Below are 16,763 nucleotides of genomic sequence, written 5' to 3' on the forward strand. Positions count from 1 at the left end.
CATGACCGACAGCATCTTCGCCCTGATCGCCGAGGAACTCGGCCGCATCGCCGCTGACAAGGGGGAGGTGCTGCCGCCCCTGACGGCAGACAGCCGTTTCCTCGACGGCGATCTGCCCATCGATTCCCTCGACCTCGCGACGCTGCTGGTGGTGCTGGAACAGCGGACAGGCCAGGATCCCTTCCGCGAGGGCTTCCGCCAGTTCACCACCGTCGGCGAACTGGCGGCGCTCTACACCGTCCCGGCATGACCGGCCGCCGCCCCGACTGGCTCCATCCCGCCTTCCGCCTGATCGAAGGGGAGGACGTCTTCGTCTGGGCGGATCTCGCGGCACTGCCGGTTCCGGCGGGCGGCGTCGTGCAGGCCGACCGGCCGTCGCGCGTGCTGGCCGCTCTGGCGGCGGCGGAAGCGGCGGGGAAGGGCCTGCTGCTGGCTCGTGGCGCAGTGGATCCGAAGGGCTGGCAGCTGGGGCAGGGCTTCACCGTCACGCTGGAGAGTTCCGGCACCACCGGCGCGCCCAAGCGCTTGCGCCATGACTTCGCCCGGCTGCGCGGCCGGCTGCGCGGCGCGGCGGAGGACGGGGCGCGCTGGCTGCTGAGCTACGATCCCGGCGCCTTCGCCGGCCTTCAGGTGATGCTGACCGCCGCCGCCGCCGGGGCTCTGCTGGTCGCGGTGCCCGGTGGCAGTGGCGGCACCATCGCCGCCCTGGCGCAGGCGGCGCGCCGTCATGCCGTGACCCATGTCAGCGGCACGCCCAGTTTCTGGCGCGCCTTCCTGATGGCGCTCGGCGATGCGGAACTGCCGCTGGCCGCGGTGACGCTGGGGGGCGAGGCCGTTGACCAGCCGCTTCTCGACCGGCTGGCAGCGCGATTCCCCCATGCCCGCCTGCGCCATATCTACGCCTCGACCGAGGCCGGTGCGTTGTTCGCCGTCGCCGACGGCCGCGCCGGCTTTCCCGCTGCTTGGCTGGACGACGCACCCGACGGGCTGGCGCTCCGCATCGTCGACGGCGTGATGGAGGTGCGCAGCCCGCGCGCCGCCCCCGCAGTGGCCGACGGCGAGGGCTGGCTGTCCACCGGCGATCTGGTGGAGCGCCAGGGCGACCGGGTGCTGTTCGCCGGCCGCCTCGATGGGTTGGTCAATGTCGGTGGGGTGAAGGTCTCCGCCGAAGCGGTGGAACGCCGCCTGCTGGCGGTCGACGGGGTGGCCGATGCCATGGTCATGGCCGTGCCGAGTCCGATCACCGGCCATCTGCTGACCGCCACCATCGTGGCGGCGCCGGGCGTGGACGAGGCAACGTTGCGCGCTGGCCTGCGCGCCGCCGCCGCCGATCTGCCGCCTGCCGCCCGCCCGCGCGCCCTGACCTTCGCCGACCATATCCCGCTGAGCGCTGCGGGCAAGAAGAGCCGAAAGGGACCACAATGACCGCTGCCCATCCGACCGTGGAAGACGGCTCCCAGGCCAAACGGCACATCGTCGTCACCGGTGGCAGCCGCGGCCTCGGCCTCGCGTTGGTGGAGGCGTTGCTGGCCGACGGCTACCGGGTCTCCACCTGCAGCCGCACCCCGTCGGACGCGCTGGAGCGGCTGTCCGGTCCCGACCTGTTCTGGCACCCCTGCCGGATCGGCGATGGGGCGGAGGTCCGCGCCTTCTTCGACGCCGCTGTCGCCTGGGGCGGCAATTCGCCGCTGTGGGGGCTGGTCAACAATGCCGGCATCGCTCGCGAAGGCCTGCTGGCAACCTTTCCGGAGGTCGATGCCGAGGCGGTGATCCAGACCAACCTGACCGGGGCGCTCCAGGCCGCCCGCGCCTTCCTGCGCGCCAAGCTGGTGGCTCGTGGAGCGGGCGCACAGGGTGGGCGCATCGTCAACATCTCCTCCATCATCGGACAGCGCGGCTATGTCGGTCTGGCCGCCTATTCGGCGTCGAAGGCCGGGCTGGACGGGCTGGCCCGGGCACTGGCCCGGGAAGTCGGGCGGCGGGCGATCACCGTCAATTCGGTGGCGCCGGGTTATCTCGACACCGAGATGTCGGGCAGCCTGTCCGACGGGCAGCGCGACCAGATCGTGCGCCGCACCCCGCTGGGCCGGCTGGGCACCGCGGCGGACGTGGTGCCGCTGGTCCGTTTCCTGCTGAGCGACGGCGGTGGCTTCATCACGGGTCAGTCCCTTACAGTGGACGGCGGCATCACCTGCTGAGGCCGCTTGTGATGCTGCAGGAAAACGGGGGAGGCGGAGATGGTCGCCAGCCGGATCGACGGGGTGTGCGTGCGCGGCATCGTCGGCTGCGTGCCGGACGGGCGTGAGACGGTTGCGGATCTCGCCCGCCGCTTCGGTGAGGAGGCAGCCCGCAAGGTCGCCGCCGCCACCGGGATCGAGGAGCGGCGGATCGTTGCCCCCGGACAATGCACCAGCGACCTTACCGAGGCCGCCGCCCGCCGCCTGCTCGACGGATTGGGGTGGGAGCCCGACAGCATCGACCTGCTGGTTCTGGTGACCCAGACCCACGACCAAACGCTGCCCGGCACCGCGTCTCTGCTGCACCGGCGGCTCGGGCTGCGCAAGGGCGCGGCGGTGCTCGACATCACCCATGGCTGCTCCGGCTTCGTCTATGGGCTGTGGGTCGCCGGCGGGATGCTGAGGCCCGCCGGGCGGCGGGCGCTGCTGCTGGTCGGCGACACCACCTCGCGGCTGATCGACCCGGAGGACCGGGCGGTCGCCCCACTGTTCGGCGATGGGGCCGCCGCGGTGGCGCTGGAGCTTGACGACAGGGCGGAACCGATCGCCTTCGACCTGGGCAGCGATGGGGCCGGTGCACCCTATCTGGCGGCCGACGGCGGGGCGATGCGCCATCCGGACCGGCCGGCACGCCTGTTCATGGACGGGACCCAGGTCTTCGCCTTCACCCTGCGCGAAGTGCCGGGAAGCGTGCGTGCCGCGCTCGACGGCGCCGGTTGGACCACGGACATGGTCGACCACCTCGTCCTGCATCAGGCCAATGCCCAGATGATCCGCCATCTGGGCCAGAAGCTTGGCGTCGCTGCCGACCGCACCGTCGTCGCCCTGCGCGAGGTCGGCAACACCAGTTCCGCCTCCATTCCGCTGGCACTTGCCGCTTCGCTGACCGACAGCCTGACCGCCGGCCCTCGCCGGCTTCTGCTGTCCGGCTTCGGCGTCGGCTGGTCCTGGGGCAGCGCGGCGCTCGTCGCCGGGCCGCTGGCGGTGTGCGAAACGGTTGTCCTGCCCGGCAGGAAATACCCGGCAGAATCTGCCGCCCCGGCAAGCCCTGCCGCCTGACCGGCAGAATTTGCCGATGGATAGGCAAAATTTGCCGGGCTGTTTGCTACCCACCGGCACGGATTACCAAGCAAACCCGGCAAATTTGAACTGGCCCGCTTTTTGCCTACCCCTTTGGCGGGGGAATTAGTCCCCTTCCGGTTCAAGCGCCTCGAAAGCAGTGCGCTTCCGGACATTGATCCTCCAAAGGAGTGGCTACCATGGCCGGCAACGTTACCCTGTCCTCTTCCATGCGGACCAACCTCCTGCAGCTGCAAAGCACGCAGGAGCAGATCAACAAGAAACAGAACATCCTGTCGACGGGCAACAAGGTCAATACCGCCCTCGACGGCCCGACCGCCTTCTTCTCGGCCAAGGGTCTGAATCAGCGCGCCGGCGACCTGACGTCGCTGAAGGACGCGATGGGCCAGTCGATCAGCACCATCCAGGCCGCCGACAAGGGCCTGACCTCGATCGACTCCATGGTCGACCAGGCCAAGGGTCTGACCACAGCCGCTTATGCGGCTCTGGGCAACGATGCCGCCTCCGTCGCCACCCGCAAGTCGCTCGCCGCCCAGTTCAACACGCTGCGCGGCCAGATCGACAAGCTCGCCGCCGACAGCGGTTACGGCGGTAAGAACCTGATCGCCGGCAACGGCATGAGCATGGAGAGCACCAGCGCCTCCCGTGCCGCCGTCAACAGCATGACCGGCGTCGACAACGCCCGCGTCACCAACGTGCAGTCGGCCGACACCTACTCGATCCGCGTCAAGGGCGACGGCTCGATCGAAGGCAAGACCTCCGACATTTCCAGCGCGGAAAATGCGCACGGCTTCACCGGCCTGAAGCTGTCGGGCACGATGTCCGGCACGTCGGGCAGCTTCTCTGACGTCCAGATCGAGGTGCGCGGCGCCAACGGCCGTTCCCGCGACTTCATCGTGACGGACGGCACCGAGAGCCGCACGATCTCCTACTTCGACAATACCCAGACCACCTCGACCGCCCTGACGACGGCCGCCAAGACCGGTTCGGCCCAGGTGTCGACGGTGAATGTCGGCGGGACCATCGAAGAAGGCGACATCTTCACCATCACGGTGGAAGGCCAGTCCTTCAGCTACACCGCCACGAAGGGTGACGTCGCCGTCGGCCAGAACGCTTCGGCCCAGGTGGCCGCCCAGTTGAAGGCCTCGATCAGCACGGCCCTCACCGGTACCGGCCGCCTGGTCGGCAAGGACGTCGCCTCCGCAACCGTCACGGCAACCGGCACGATCACCCTCACCGGCAACGCCACGGCCGGCGCGGTGACCGACTTCACGCTGACCTCCAGCGCCACCAACGCGCTGACCAAGAAGATTTCGGAAAGCTTCGCGTCGGGCACCATCGTGTCCTTCACGGTCGACCGCCGCCTGCTGGAAGCAGCCAACAACCAGGGCAACGGCATCTCGACCATCGAGAAGAAGGTCGATCTGCAAATCCAGGTCACCAACTCCAACGGCGCCCAGGTCACCCGTGACGCCACGAACGACAAGGGCGACGGCAAGCTGACGGGCGGCGATCAGGCGTTCGCCTTCGACAGCGGCACCGTGCACCTGGACGTCGATGCGAAGACGATCAAGAAGGCGGCTTCGGCCAACTGCTCGGCCAACATCGTCACCAAGCAGATTTCCGACGCCAACTCCAAGAACGACATCACCGTCCAGCTGAACGAGACGAACACGAACGCGATCACGGTGAGCGCGGTGAACCTGACCACCAGCGGTCAGGGTCTGAAACTCGACGAAGCGCAGAACGGCTGGACGGACCGCGCCGACATCGACAAGGCGGTGGCCGGCCTCGACAACGCGAAGGCGACGATCCGTTCGGCCTCGCAGTCTCTGTCGACCAACCTGAACATCATCACGACCCGCGAGAACTTCACCAAGGAGTTCAGCGACGTGCTGACGGAAGGCGCCAGCAAGCTGACGCTGGCCGACCAGAACGAGGAAGGCGCCAGCCTGCTGATGCTCCAGACCCGCCAGCAGTTGGGCACCATCGCCCTCTCGCTCGCCAACCAGTCGCAGCAGTCGATCCTGCGCCTGTTCTAAGGCGTAGAGTTCCGACGGCGAGTTCGGGTAGGATCACGCCCGGCGGGCGGCGGCATCAGGCCGCCGCCCGTTTCTTTTTTGGGCCGGACCGGTCCGGCAAAGGCCGGACGGCAACGGCCCGCAAGCCTCGGGTTCCCTACTCATGCCACTCAAGTTCGTGCTTCGTCCCAACGAGAAGGTCATCATCAACGGTGCCGTCATCGGTGCCGGCGACCGTCCGGGTTCGTTCTTCCTCTACAACACCGCCAACTTCCTGCGCGGGCGCGAGGTTCTGAAGGAAGAGCAGATCGACTGCATCGAGAAGAAGCTCTATTTCGTCATTCAGCTCGTCTACATCTTCCCGGAAGATTCGACGCTGAATCTTCAACGCTTCGCTTCGATATTGGACGAAACCCGCGAAGCGCGGCCGGACGCTTCCAAGATGCTGGACGAGATCGCGCGTCTGGTCGAAAGCCGCAATTATTATCGGGCGCTCAAGCTCTGCCGCAAGCTGTTCAGGATGGCGGATGGCGGATCGCTGGATGGCGGTGTGGCCGACAGCGCCGCCGGCGACGACGAAGACCCACCGACCACCGATCGGACACCGTGACCGTCGCCGAGCTGCTCGACGCCGCATTACCGCTGCATCGCGCCGGCCGCCTTGCCGAGGCGCTGGCGCTTTACCGCCGGATCCTGACCGATGACCCGGCGCATGCCGATGCACTGCACCTCTCGGCGATCATCGCGCACCAGACCGGCCGCACCGCGGAGGCTCTGGCCAATCTGGGGGCCGCGCTGGCGGTGCAGCCCGGCTTCGCCACGGCCTACAACAGCCTCGGCAATGTCCTGGCCGATCTCGGCATGCTGGAGGAGGCGCTGGCCGCCTATGTGGTCGCAATCCGGCAGAACGACCGATATGTCGAGGCCTACAACAACCGCGCCACCGTGCTTCAGCGCCTCGGCCGGCGGGATGAGGCGGCGGAGGCCTACGCCCGTGCGCTGACCCTGGGGCCGGACAACCTGACGGCCCGTTTCAATTACGGCGTGCTGCAACGGGAATTGGGCCAGATTTCTCCGGCAGCCAACGCCTTCTATGCGGTGGTGCAGGCCGACCCTTCCCATTCCGCCGCATGGCGGCACTTGGCGATCTGTTTGCGTAACCTGGGCCATCCCGATGCGGAGGCCTGTCTGCGCCGCGCGCTGCAAGACGCGCCGGGCGATAAGGATCTGTCGCTGGAACTGGGCGCCCTGCTGAACAGCCGTGGCGACCACGAGGCGGCCTGCGGCATCCTGGCTGCGGCGGCCGCGGCCAATCCCGGCACTGCGCAGTTGCACTTCAGCTACGGCACCGCCCTTCAGGGCACGCGGCGTCTGAGGGAAGCGGTCGTGCAGTTCCGTCTGGCGCTGGACCGCGAACCGGCGATGCAGGGGGCGTGCAACAATCTGGGCGTGGCCTTGCTCGAACTGGGAGAGATGGGCCCGGCGACCCTGGTGCTCAGCCGCGCGGTGGCACTCAGTCCCGGCGATGCCATGGTGGTGAACAACCACGGCACGTCGCTGGAAAACCGCTACGACCTGGAAGCCGATTCTGAAAGGCCGGCGCGCTGGTATCGGCGAGCCCTGCGGCTCCGTCCCGATTATGGCAAGGCTCTGGTCAATCTTGCCGGCATCCATATCCTGCGGCGCGAACTCCACCATGCCGAACGTCTTTATCGCAGAGCCGCGGTGGCCGACCCGCGCAGCGTGGAGACCTTTGTCAATCTCGGCGGCCTGCTGCTCGACCGTGACGACCTTTCCCAGGCGGGACGGATGTACCGGCGAGCCCTGGCGATCGATGCCGGCAGCCCTGCCGCGCTGACCGGTTACGGTCTGGTCCTGCAAAGGCTCGGCCGTATCGGCGAGGCGGAGGCCGCGCATCGGCGTGCGCTGGAGATCGACGGCCGGCATGCGGAAGCGGCCGGCAACCTCGGCATGATGCTCTGGCAATGCCATCAGGACGATACCGCTGCCGAACCCTGGATTGACCTTGCCCTGTCGGTCAATCCGTCGCTCAACACCGCGCATCTCAACCGCGGCATGCTGCGGCTTTCCCGTGGCGATCTGCCCGGTGGCTGGGACGGCTACCGTCGGCGGTTCTGGGCGAAGGGCTATGTGAACCGGCGGATCGCCGCCCCGCTGTGGCAGGGGGAAAATCCCGCCGGGCGCTGCCTGCTCGTCTGGCGGGAACAGGGGGTCGGCGATGAGATCATGTTCGCCTCCTGCTACCCGTCGCTGATCGGGCGGGCCGGGCATGTGGTGATCGAATGCGACCGCCGGCTGGTGCCGTTGTTCGCGCGCTCCTTCCCTCAGGCGACGGTCAGGGCGGAGTCGGTCGATGCTGCCGGCGATGAAACCATTCAGCCGCCGGACGTCGATGCCCATGTCCCGGCTGGCGACCTGCCGGGTCATCTGCGCGCAAGCCTGTCCGGTTTCGACGGGCAGGCGCCCTGGCTGGTGCCGGACCCAACGCTGGTGGAACAGTGGCGGGAGCGGCTGGCAGCGCTGGGGCCGGGCCTGCGGGTCGGCCTCGGCTGGCGCAGCCAGATGATGACGTCGGAGCGCACGGCCGCCTATGTGATGCTGGACCACTGGGAGCCGCTGTTCGCCGTGCCCGGCCTGGTCTTCGTCAATTTGCAATATGGCGAGTGCGAGGCCGAGCTTCGGGCGGCGGAGGAGCGCTTCGGCGTGATCATCCACCGCTGGGCCGATCTGAACCTGAAGGATGATTTCGATGGCGCGGCGGCGCTGACCGCCAACCTGGATCTGGTGATCTCGCCGGCGATGTCGGCGGGGGAACTGGCCGGAGGGCTGGGGGTTCCGATCTGGCGCTTCGGTGCCCGCGACTGGACCCAACTGGGCAGCGGGGTTCGCCCCTGGTTCCCGACGATGCGCCTGTTCCAGCCGAATCAGGGCGAAGGACTTGAGGCCGCGATTGCCCGGATGGCGAAGGAGTTGCAGCACATGGCATCCGGCAGGCCGCAGGCGCAGCAACCGGCCCGGCAACCGGCCATGATTGCGCCCGCCAAGCCGGATCCCGACGACGACCGGAAGATGGCCGAAGCCGTCGCCCATTACCGCACCGGCGACTTTGCGCTGGCGGAGGCCCTGGTGCGGCAACTTCTCGACAGGGTGCCCGGCCATTCGGTCGCCCTGCATCTGGGCGGTGTTCTGGCCAAGCGGCACGGTTCGCTGGAGGAGGCGCAGGACTTGCTGGTCCGGGCCGCCGCCGCCGACCCGCACAACGCCTCCGCCCATGCCGCCCTGTGCGAAGTCCAACAGGGGCTGGGCCAGTTCGAAGCCGCCGACCGTGCCTCCCGTGCCTGCGTCGCCGTGCAGCCGGACGGTGCCGGCCATTGGGTAAACCGGACGGCGCTGCTCCGCCGCACCGGACAGGCGGCCGCCGCCCGGTTCGCCATCATCCGCGCATTGCGCCTGCGCCCCGATCTGGCGCCCGCTCTGGGGCACCTTGCCGAACTGGCCGACACCCCCGGGGATGCGGTGAGGGTCCATCGCATTGCGGCCAGCCTGACGCCGGGAACGGCCGATGTGCTCAGCAATCTGGGCGGCGCCCTCCACAAGCTTCTCCGCTTCGACGAGGCGGCGCGAATTCTGGACCGTGCGACCCGCTGCGACCCCGGCCTTGCGGTCGCCTGGACCAACCGCGGCAATGCGCTGGAAGCGATGGGCCGGATTGCGGAAGCGGAGACCTGCCACCGGACCGCCATAGAGCTTGCTCCCTCATTGGCCGATGCGCACGGCAACCTTGCCTATCTGTTGAAACGGCACGGCCGGCAGGAGGAGGCACTTGCCGCCTTCGACGCGGCGCTGGCGGCCGATCCCAAGCACGCACAGGCGCGATACAACCGCTCCCTTCTGTTGCTGGAAACGGGCGCCTTGCGTGCAGGCTGGGCCGATCATGAATGGCGCTTCGCCACGCCGCAATTCCAGGACCAGCGGCGCCGGCTGACCATGCGGGCATGGCGCGGCGAGAACATTGCCGGGCGGCGGCTGCTGGTATGGCGGGAGCAGGGGGTGGGCGACGAGATCCTGTTCTCCTCCTGCTATGAGGAAGCGATGCGGCGCGCCGGTCGTCTGGTGATCGAATGCGACCGCCGGATGGTGCCGCTTTTTGCGCGATCCTTCCCCGGCGCCGACGTCCGGCCGGAGAGTCCCGACCCGCGCGACGCCGATCTCCAGATCGCCGCCGGCAGCCTGCCGCGCCTGCTCCGTGCCGATTTGAAGCGCTTTCCCGTCCGATCATCCTGGCTGGTGGCGGACCCGGCGCTGGTGGAGCGGTGGCGGGAACGGCTGGCGGCGCTGGGACCGGGCCTGCGGGTCGGCATCGGCTGGCGCAGCCAGCTGATGACCGCCGACCGCAAGGCCGCCTATGTGATGCTGGAGCATTGGGGACCGCTGTTCGCCGTGCCCGGCCTGACCTTCGTCAATTTGCAATATGGCGAGTGCGAAGCGGAGCTTCGGGCGGCGGAGGAGCGCTTCGGCGTGACCATCCACCGCTGGGCCGATCTGAACCTGAAGAATGATTTCGATGGCGCGGCGGCGCTGACCGCCAACCTGGATCTGGTGATTTCGCCGGCAATGTCGGCGGGGGAACTGGCCGGGGGGCTGGGGGTTCCGGTCTGGCGCTTCGGCGGTCGCGACTGGACGCAACTTGCCACCGGCGCCCGCCCCTGGTTCCCGACCATGCGGCTGTTCCAGCCGAATCAGGGCGAAGGACTTGAGGCCGCGATTGCCCGGATGGCGAATGCAGTGCGTGCCAGCGCGACGCCACGGGGCAGGGCGGCCAGTCCGGGGGCGAACTGGGCAGGGGGTGGCGATTCCGGGACAACCGACACCGCAGATCCGGACCCCGACCCGGACAGGCTTCTGGAACTTGCAGTGGCCGCCCACCGCAGCGGTGCCTGGGATGAGGCGGCTTCCCTCTATGAGCGGGTGCTGGCAAGCCGCCCACGCAACCCGGTGGCCCTGCACCTGTCGGGCCTGCTCGCCCACCAGTCGGGCGCGTCGGTGCGAGGGGAGGGACGCATCGCCGCTGCGGTCGCCGAGGCTCCGGAATATGCGACGGCGCATATCAGTCTGGGGAATGTCCGTCTGGCGCTCGGAATGGCGGGACCGGCGGCGGCGAGTTTCCGGACCGCTCTGGCGATCCAGCCTGACAGCGCGGCGGCGTTGACCAACCTCGGCAACGCACTAGACGTGCTGGAGCGGAGCGCCGCCGCGGCTGACCTCCATCGGAAGGCGGTCGCGGCCGACCCGGATCTGGCCGAGGCGCACGACAATCTCGGCGTCGCCCTCGCCCGGCTGGGCCGCTGGGCCGAGGCGGAGCGGGCGCATGCACAGGCGCTCCGTCGGGCGCCGGGTCTGGAGGCGGGGTGGATGAACCTGTCGGTGGCGCTGCGCCGCCTCGGCCGGCTGGATGCGGCGGAACGGGCAGGGCGCCGTGCCCTGGCGCTCGCCCCCGCCCTGGCCGACGCGATGGCGAACCGCTGCCGGCTGCTGCGCGAACTGGGGGAACCCGCCGCGGCAAGTCCATGGTGTGCCCGCGCGCTGGCAGTTGAGCCCGGCCACGCGGCGGCGGCCTTCAATGGCGGGTTGCTGGAGCTGACGGCCGGCCGGCTGGCACAGGGTTGGGATGGCTATGACCGCCGCTTCGACACGCGCGACATGGCGGCGGCATTCCGGTGCCCCGGTGCCCCTCTGTGGGGCGGCGGGCCCCTGTCGGGGAAGCGCCTTCTGGTCTGGCGCGAACAGGGCATCGGCGACGAGTTGATGTTCGCACAACGTTTGCCGGAGCTGATTGCCTGGGCCGGCCATGACGGGGGCCATGTCGTCGTCGAGTGCGATCCCCGTTTCGTACCGCTGTTCGCTCGTTCCTTCCCCCGCGCAACGGTGCGACCGGTCCCCGCCTCGCCCGGCGAGCCGTCGTCCGACATCGACGCCCATGTCCCCATCGGATCGCTGTCTCGCCGATTGGGCGGCACCCTGCCGGACTTCGCCACTATGGGCGCCGCTGTGGGACCGGCCTTGCGCGCCGACCCGGCGGCGGTCGAGACCTGGCGGCGGCGTCTGTCCGGATTGGGAGACGGCCTGCGGGTCGGCATCGCCTGGCGCAGCAGCCAGCTCGATCCCGACCGCATGCCCGATTACACGCGCATCGAGGATTGGCGGCTGGTGCTGACCTTGCCCGGCCTGATCCCGGTCAACCTGCAATATGGCGACTGCGATGCGGAACTGGCGGCGGCGCGCGCCGCTTTCGGCCGGGCGCCGCACGACTTTGCCGACCTCGACCTGCGCGACGATCTCGACGGAACGGCGGCGCTGATGTCGGCCCTGGATCTGGTGATCGCTCCGGCGACCTCCACCGGCGAACTGGCCGGAGCGCTCGGCGTGCCGGTCTGGCGGCTGGGACGCACGGGCGATTGGACGGCGCTCGGCACCGGTGTGCGGCCTTGGTTTCCGTCGATGCGGCTATTCTGGACCGGTCCCGGCGAACGGGTGGCCGACCTCCTTCCCAAGGTGGCGGCGGACCTTGAGCGCGTCCGCCGGGCCGGCGGCTGTTTCCGGAATTCGGACGTCAAAAGGCCGGGATGAGGCGGTCCACCTCAACCCGGCCTTTAACCCCTATTCAAGGGTGAAGATCAAAGGACATTGCTGTGATTGGGGGGGATCAATTCAGCGGGCCGGGGCGCGTCAGGCGATCGATCTCTTCCTTGACGTGCAGCTTTTCGAGTTTGAGGCGCTTTACTGCGCTCTCATCCGGCCATGAGCGCTTCTCCTCGTCGAGGATCGCCCGGTCCAGGCGCATGTGCTTTTCCTGCAGAGACGAAAGGCGAGCTTCAGTGTGCATGAGTCGCTCTCCATGTGATCAGTCCGCGTCCCGCCCCAATGTGACGGTCCGGTAACAGCAGTGTTCACCCATCCGAACCGCCGAACAACCTTAATCTTGCGTTTTATGCGGTCAAACCATGCGAAAAGATGCCACAACCGTTCAGACGTATGACAGTGGGTCGCAGGGGTGGGATCTTGAAATCACTTCGCGCACCACCGTCCGGAGGCCAACAGACCCTTTGAACCAAAGGGTTATGTCACCTGTGGCAAGCCAACGACCGAATCAACGATGTCGGAGAGCGCCCTGCGCACCTCGTCACGGCCAGGCTGAAGCACCAGGGCGTGGCGATACCAGCCGGCAGCCTCGCCCTTGCATCCTAGCCGTTCGAGGATCGAGGCGAGCCTGACGGCGACGGAGGGAACCGTCGGATCGAGGCGGGCGGAGCGTCGCAACGCCTCTGCCGCCGCCTCGGGCCGACCGAGGCTGTCCAGCGCGATGCCCCATCGATGCAGCACCGCCGCACCGGTGCCGAGCCGGGCCGCCCGGCCATAGGCTTCCGCCGCCGCCGCGGTATGGCCGGCTTCGCGTTCGGCATGGCCAAGCCCCTCCAGCGCCGTCAGCAGGGCGGGCGACAACATCAGGGCATGGTGGAACCGGCGGGCGGCATCCTCCGGCCGGTGCAGAGCGCGCAGGATCTTTGCGTGGTTGACCGCCACCTCGCTCGCTCTCGAGTCCAGCGTCAGCGCGCGGGCGAGCAGCCCGTCGGCCTCCTCGAGCCGGCCAAGCTGCGCGACCAGCAGGCCATAGCGGTGCAGGGCTTCGGCCGCCGCCGGCTCACGGGCGAGGATGCGGCGGTAAAGACGCTCCGCCTCGTAGAAGCCGCCGGACTGGTGACGGTCGAACGCCTCGTCAAGCAGGCTATGGCTCTCGCTCATCCGGTCGGAACCAGCGCCGCCAGCGCATGAACCGCCCGCCGGGCCGCGTCGGCCAACCCCTGGCCTTCCTGCGGCTGGATCAGGCGCATGGCCGGGAACCAGGGCCGGATGCCGGTGCCGATCTGCGTCCAGTCGCGGGTGCCGAGCCGCCAGACCGGCGTGCCCAGCGCACCCGCCAGTTCGCCGACCGCGGTGGCCGGCGAGATCACCAGATCCAGGTTGGCGATCAAGGCGGAAACGCCTTCGAAATCATCCTTCAGGTTCAGGTCGTCCCACCGGTGCAGCCGGCGCGTTGCCGTTTCCACCCGCGCCAGTTCGGCGGTGCAGTCGCCATATTGCAGCATCACCACGCTGACGCCGGGCATGTCGAGCAATGCCGCCCAGTCGGCAAGGCCGGTATAGGCGGCGGCACGCTGCACGGTGACGATCTGGCTGCGCCATGCCAGCCCCACCTTCAGGCCGGGCAGGGCGGCGAGGCGGTCGCGCCACCGGGCGACGAGGCCGGGATCGGGGCGCAGATAGGCTGGACGGTCCGGATAACGCGCCACCCTGTCGCGGACCAGGGCGGGCAGGTTGCCCGCCGGCATCTGCAACTCGCAATCCGGCGGGTCGATCGTTTCCCGCCCGGCGAGGTCCGCCGTCTCAGCCCGTACCGCCACCCCAGGGAAGGAGCGGGCGAACAGGCTGACCAGCCGCCGATCGCACTCGACGGTGACCGGCCCATCCAGCCCGTTCAAGGCGTCGAAGCAGGAGGCGAACAGGATCTCGTCGCCGACGCCCTGTTCCGACCAGACCAGCAGTCGCCGGCCCCGCAGCGCCTCGCCCGTCCAGACCGGCCGGTCGATGCGGCGGGCCCGTTGCAGCTGCCGGGCGGAGAAGCGACGCGAATAGCCGGCCCAGCCTTCCGCGATTCGCCCGTCGGCGAGATCCATCAGCCCGAGATTCCAGGCCGCCAGCGCAAAGCCGGGATCGACCCGCAGGGCGCAGCGCAGATGGCTCCTCGCCTCGTCCAGCCGGTTGGACAGCGTCGCCATGGTGGCGAGGTTGTTGTTGGCATCGGCCGACTCCGGTTGCAGGGCCAGCGCACGGCGGTAATGGCCGGTCGCCTCCGACGTCTGCCCGGTCAGCTCGCAGGCATGGCCTAGATTGGCGTGGGCTGGAATATGGTCGGGCTGGATGGCGATGGCGCGGCGGTGCAGCCGTATGCCCTCGGCCGTCCGTCCGCCGATCTGATGGACGAGGCCCAGATGGGTCAGTGCCTCCGGATAGGCCGGGTGCAGGGCCAGCGCGCGGGCGAAGGCGAAGGATGAGTCGGCGTGGCGCTTTTCCATTTCATGCACCAGCCCCAGATGGTTCCAGGCCTGGGGAAAGGCCGGATCCATGCGCAGCGCTTCGCCGATCAGGGCGAGCGCATCGTCGTTCCGCCCGGTCTGGTGCATCAACAGCCCAAGCAGATGCAGGGCATCGGGATGGCCAGGGGCTTCGCGCCGGGGATCGGCGGCAATGGCTGCACGATAGGCCGCTTCCGCCGCATCCGGCCGGCCGGTGCGGTGAAGGTCGGCGGCATGGTTCAGCAGCGCATCGAAATCGGCGGGCGTCTGCGGTTCGGGAACCGCCTTCTCCCCGGAAGCAGGCTTGGGCTCCGGCATCGTGGCGCGCAGAGCCTCGGCGATGTCTCCGATGATCGAGTCCAGCGCTTCGCCGGGCCGCGGCTGGAACAGACGCATGGTCGGGAACCAGGGGCGGGTTCCAGTGCCCAGTTGGGTCCAGTCGCGGCCGCCGAAGCGCCAGACCGGAACCCCCAGCCCCCCGGCCAGCTCCCCCGCCGACATCGCCGGCGAAATCACCAGATCCAGGTTGGCGGTCAGCGCCGCCGCGCCATCGAAATCATTCTTCAGGTTCAGATCGGCCCAGCGGTGGATGGTCACGCCGAAGCGCTCCTCCGCCGTCCGAATCTCGGCCTCGCACTCGTCATACTGCAAATTGACGAAGACCAGACCGGGCACGGCAAACAGCGGTCCCCAATGCTCCAGCATCACATAGGCGGCCTTGCGATCCGACGTCATCAACTGGCTGCGCCAGCCGATGCCGACCCGCAGGCCCGGCCCCAGCGCCGCCAGCCGTTCCCGCCACCGCTCCACCAGCGCCGGGTCCGCCACCAGCCAGGGGCCTTGCGGCTCGAAGGCGGACAGGCTGCCGCGCAGCAGTTCCGGCAGGTCGCCCGCCGCAACCTGGAGGTCGCAGTCGGGCGGATCGATGGTTTCCCGTGAGGGCTCGCCGAAAGCGTCACCGGTGCAGCTTTCGGCCCGCACCGTGGCTTTCGGAAAGGAGCGGCGGAACAGCGGCACCAGACGCGGATCGCATTCGATGGTGACCGGTCCGCCCGCCCAGGCGATGACGTCCGGATAGCAGGAGGCGAACATCATCTCGTCGCCCACGCCCTGTTCGCGCCAGATCAGCAGCCGCTTGCCGCGCAGCACCTCTCCACCCCAGCGCGGAATGGGGAAGTGCCGGTTCGGCACCGCCTCCCCGGCGGCGAAGCGCCGCTCGTACCCGGCCCAGCCGCGTGCGATGTCGCCGTGAAGAAGCGCCAGCAGAGACAGGTTGTAGGTGGCGGTGGCAAGGTCGGGCTGCTGGGCCAGCGCCTCCTCGAAGCAGGCCGCCGCTTCCTCGTAGCGCCCCTGCGCCTGCAAGGCGTTGCCGAGATTATAGCGCGCCTCCACGAACTCCGGGTGCAGATCCAGCGCCTGCCGGTGGCAAAGCTCCGCCTGATCGGGACGGCCCAGCCGCTTCAGGACGCTGCCCAGATTGTTCAGCGCGGCGCTGTGGCGCGGGTTGCGCTTCAAAGCTTGGCGATAGGCGATCTCAGCACTCTCGAAAGCGCCCTTCTGTTGCAGGACGGCGCCAAGATTGTAAAAGGCGGTGGCATCGTCGGGGCGGTGCCGGGTCACCAGCCGGTGCTGTGCGATGGCCTCATCCAGCCGGCCGGCCATCGCCAGCGCGTCGCCAAGATTGTTGTGCGCCTCCACCATGCCCGGGGCCAGCCGCACCGCGCGGTCCAGCGCCGTCACCGCCCCGCCATAGCGGTGCAGCGCGGCATGGCCGTTGCCGAGATTGTACCAGGCCTTGGCATAATCCGGCTTCAGCGCCAGCGCCGCGGCGAAGGCCCGCTGCGCCTCGTCGTGACGGCCAAGGGCTGCCAGCGCATTGCCCAGATTGTGCCGCCGCTGCGCCCCTTGCGGGTCCAGGATGGTGGCGTTGCGGTGGGCCTGCACCGCCTCGTCCGGACGTCCGGCAGCGGACAGCGCGCTGCCCAGATTGTCCCAGTAATCGGCGACTCCCCTGGTCTGCGCCAGGGCCTTGCCGATCAGGGTCACCGCCTCTTCCGCATGGCCCGATTGCAGGGCCAGTACCCCCAGCAGATGCATCGCGTCGGCGTTGCGCGGGTCTTTGGTCAGCACGTCGCGATAGCCGCGCTCCGCCTCGGCGGCACGTCCGGCCTGATGGTGTGCCACTGCCTGCGCCAGCATGTTGGTGTGCTTCGCCACGTTCCGGCCCCGTCCCTGACTGCCCGCACCCTCAAAGGGAGTGCCATCATCGGTGG

10 protein-coding genes are annotated in these 16,763 nt (G+C 68.9%); 7 read left to right on the forward strand and 3 right to left on the reverse strand.

All coding sequences use genetic code 11. The features are described from left to right. The first annotated feature begins 1 nt into the window (after position 1). The 7 genes from ABNQ40_RS16785 (at position 2) to ABNQ40_RS16815 (ending at position 11,986) form a co-directional block, all read left to right on the forward strand. Entirely contained in the window at positions 2-250 is a 249-nt protein-coding gene (locus ABNQ40_RS16785) for an acyl carrier protein (protein WP_085083545.1), read from the forward strand. Beyond that, positions 247-1,425, forward strand: coding sequence for an AMP-binding protein (locus ABNQ40_RS16790; protein ID WP_109050477.1), 1,179 nt, complete (start codon positions 247-249; stop codon positions 1,423-1,425). The genes ABNQ40_RS16785 and ABNQ40_RS16790 overlap by 4 nt, the downstream gene beginning before the upstream one ends. After that, entirely contained in the window at positions 1,422-2,198 is a 777-nt protein-coding gene (locus ABNQ40_RS16795) for an SDR family NAD(P)-dependent oxidoreductase (protein ID WP_109050476.1), read from the forward strand. Before ABNQ40_RS16790 ends, ABNQ40_RS16795 begins: the two co-directional genes overlap by 4 nt. Before the next feature lie 39 nt (positions 2,199-2,237). Further along, entirely contained in the window at positions 2,238-3,296 is a 1,059-nt protein-coding gene (locus ABNQ40_RS16800) for a 3-oxoacyl-ACP synthase III family protein (protein WP_109050475.1), read from the forward strand. 200 nt (positions 3,297-3,496) lie between these two features. After that, complete coding sequence (locus tag ABNQ40_RS16805) at positions 3,497-5,359, forward strand: flagellin (protein ID WP_391347325.1); 1,863 nt, start codon at positions 3,497-3,499, stop codon at positions 5,357-5,359. A gap of 142 nt (positions 5,360-5,501) precedes the next feature. Next, the gene (locus ABNQ40_RS16810; protein ID WP_109049019.1) at positions 5,502-5,948 is read left to right on the forward strand and encodes a flagellar biosynthesis repressor FlbT; all 447 of its coding nucleotides are present in this window, start codon (positions 5,502-5,504) and stop codon (positions 5,946-5,948) included. Then, positions 5,945-11,986, forward strand: coding sequence for a tetratricopeptide repeat protein (locus ABNQ40_RS16815; RefSeq protein ID WP_391347329.1), 6,042 nt, complete (start codon positions 5,945-5,947; stop codon positions 11,984-11,986). Before ABNQ40_RS16810 ends, ABNQ40_RS16815 begins: the two co-directional genes overlap by 4 nt. A 76-nt stretch (positions 11,987-12,062) precedes the next feature. On the opposite strand, the gene ABNQ40_RS16820 is transcribed toward ABNQ40_RS16815, so the two are convergent. The 3 genes from ABNQ40_RS16820 to ABNQ40_RS16830 all read right to left on the reverse strand — a co-directional run bounded on the left by ABNQ40_RS16820 (position 12,063) and on the right by ABNQ40_RS16830 (position 16,707). Then, positions 12,063-12,242, reverse strand: a complete 180-nt coding sequence (locus ABNQ40_RS16820) for a YdcH family protein (protein WP_109050474.1) — start codon at positions 12,240-12,242, stop codon at positions 12,063-12,065. A 233-nt stretch (positions 12,243-12,475) separates the two neighbouring features. Further along, positions 12,476-13,159, reverse strand: a complete 684-nt coding sequence (locus ABNQ40_RS16825) for a tetratricopeptide repeat protein (protein WP_109050473.1) — start codon at positions 13,157-13,159, stop codon at positions 12,476-12,478. Then, positions 13,156-16,707: a tetratricopeptide repeat protein gene (locus tag ABNQ40_RS16830; protein ID WP_391347332.1), complete on the reverse strand. Its 3,552-nt coding sequence runs from the start codon at positions 16,705-16,707 to the stop codon at positions 13,156-13,158. Before ABNQ40_RS16830 ends, ABNQ40_RS16825 begins: the two co-directional genes overlap by 4 nt. Positions 16,708-16,763: the final 56 nt, after the last annotated feature.

The sequence above is a fragment of the Azospirillum sp. A23 genome (assembly GCF_042938965.1).
GTDB classification, from domain to species: domain Bacteria; phylum Pseudomonadota; class Alphaproteobacteria; order Azospirillales; family Azospirillaceae; genus Azospirillum; species Azospirillum melinis.

Bases quoted from the DNA above. Each gene is read 5' to 3' on its own strand.
- ABNQ40_RS16785 (WP_085083545.1), top strand. From the start codon at position 2: ATGACCGACAGCATCTTCGCCCTGATCGCCGAGGAACTCGGCCGCATC.
- ABNQ40_RS16820 (WP_109050474.1), bottom strand. From the start codon at position 12,242: ATGCACACTGAAGCTCGCCTTTCGTCTCTGCAGGAAAAGCACATGCGC.
- ABNQ40_RS16825 (WP_109050473.1), bottom strand. From the start codon at position 13,159: ATGAGCGAGAGCCATAGCCTGCTTGACGAGGCGTTCGACCGTCACCAG.
- ABNQ40_RS16810 (WP_109049019.1), top strand. From the start codon at position 5,502: ATGCCACTCAAGTTCGTGCTTCGTCCCAACGAGAAGGTCATCATCAAC.
- ABNQ40_RS16805 (WP_391347325.1), top strand. From the start codon at position 3,497: ATGGCCGGCAACGTTACCCTGTCCTCTTCCATGCGGACCAACCTCCTG.
- ABNQ40_RS16790 (WP_109050477.1), top strand. From the start codon at position 247: ATGACCGGCCGCCGCCCCGACTGGCTCCATCCCGCCTTCCGCCTGATC.
- ABNQ40_RS16795 (WP_109050476.1), top strand. From the start codon at position 1,422: ATGACCGCTGCCCATCCGACCGTGGAAGACGGCTCCCAGGCCAAACGG.
- ABNQ40_RS16800 (WP_109050475.1), top strand. From the start codon at position 2,238: ATGGTCGCCAGCCGGATCGACGGGGTGTGCGTGCGCGGCATCGTCGGC.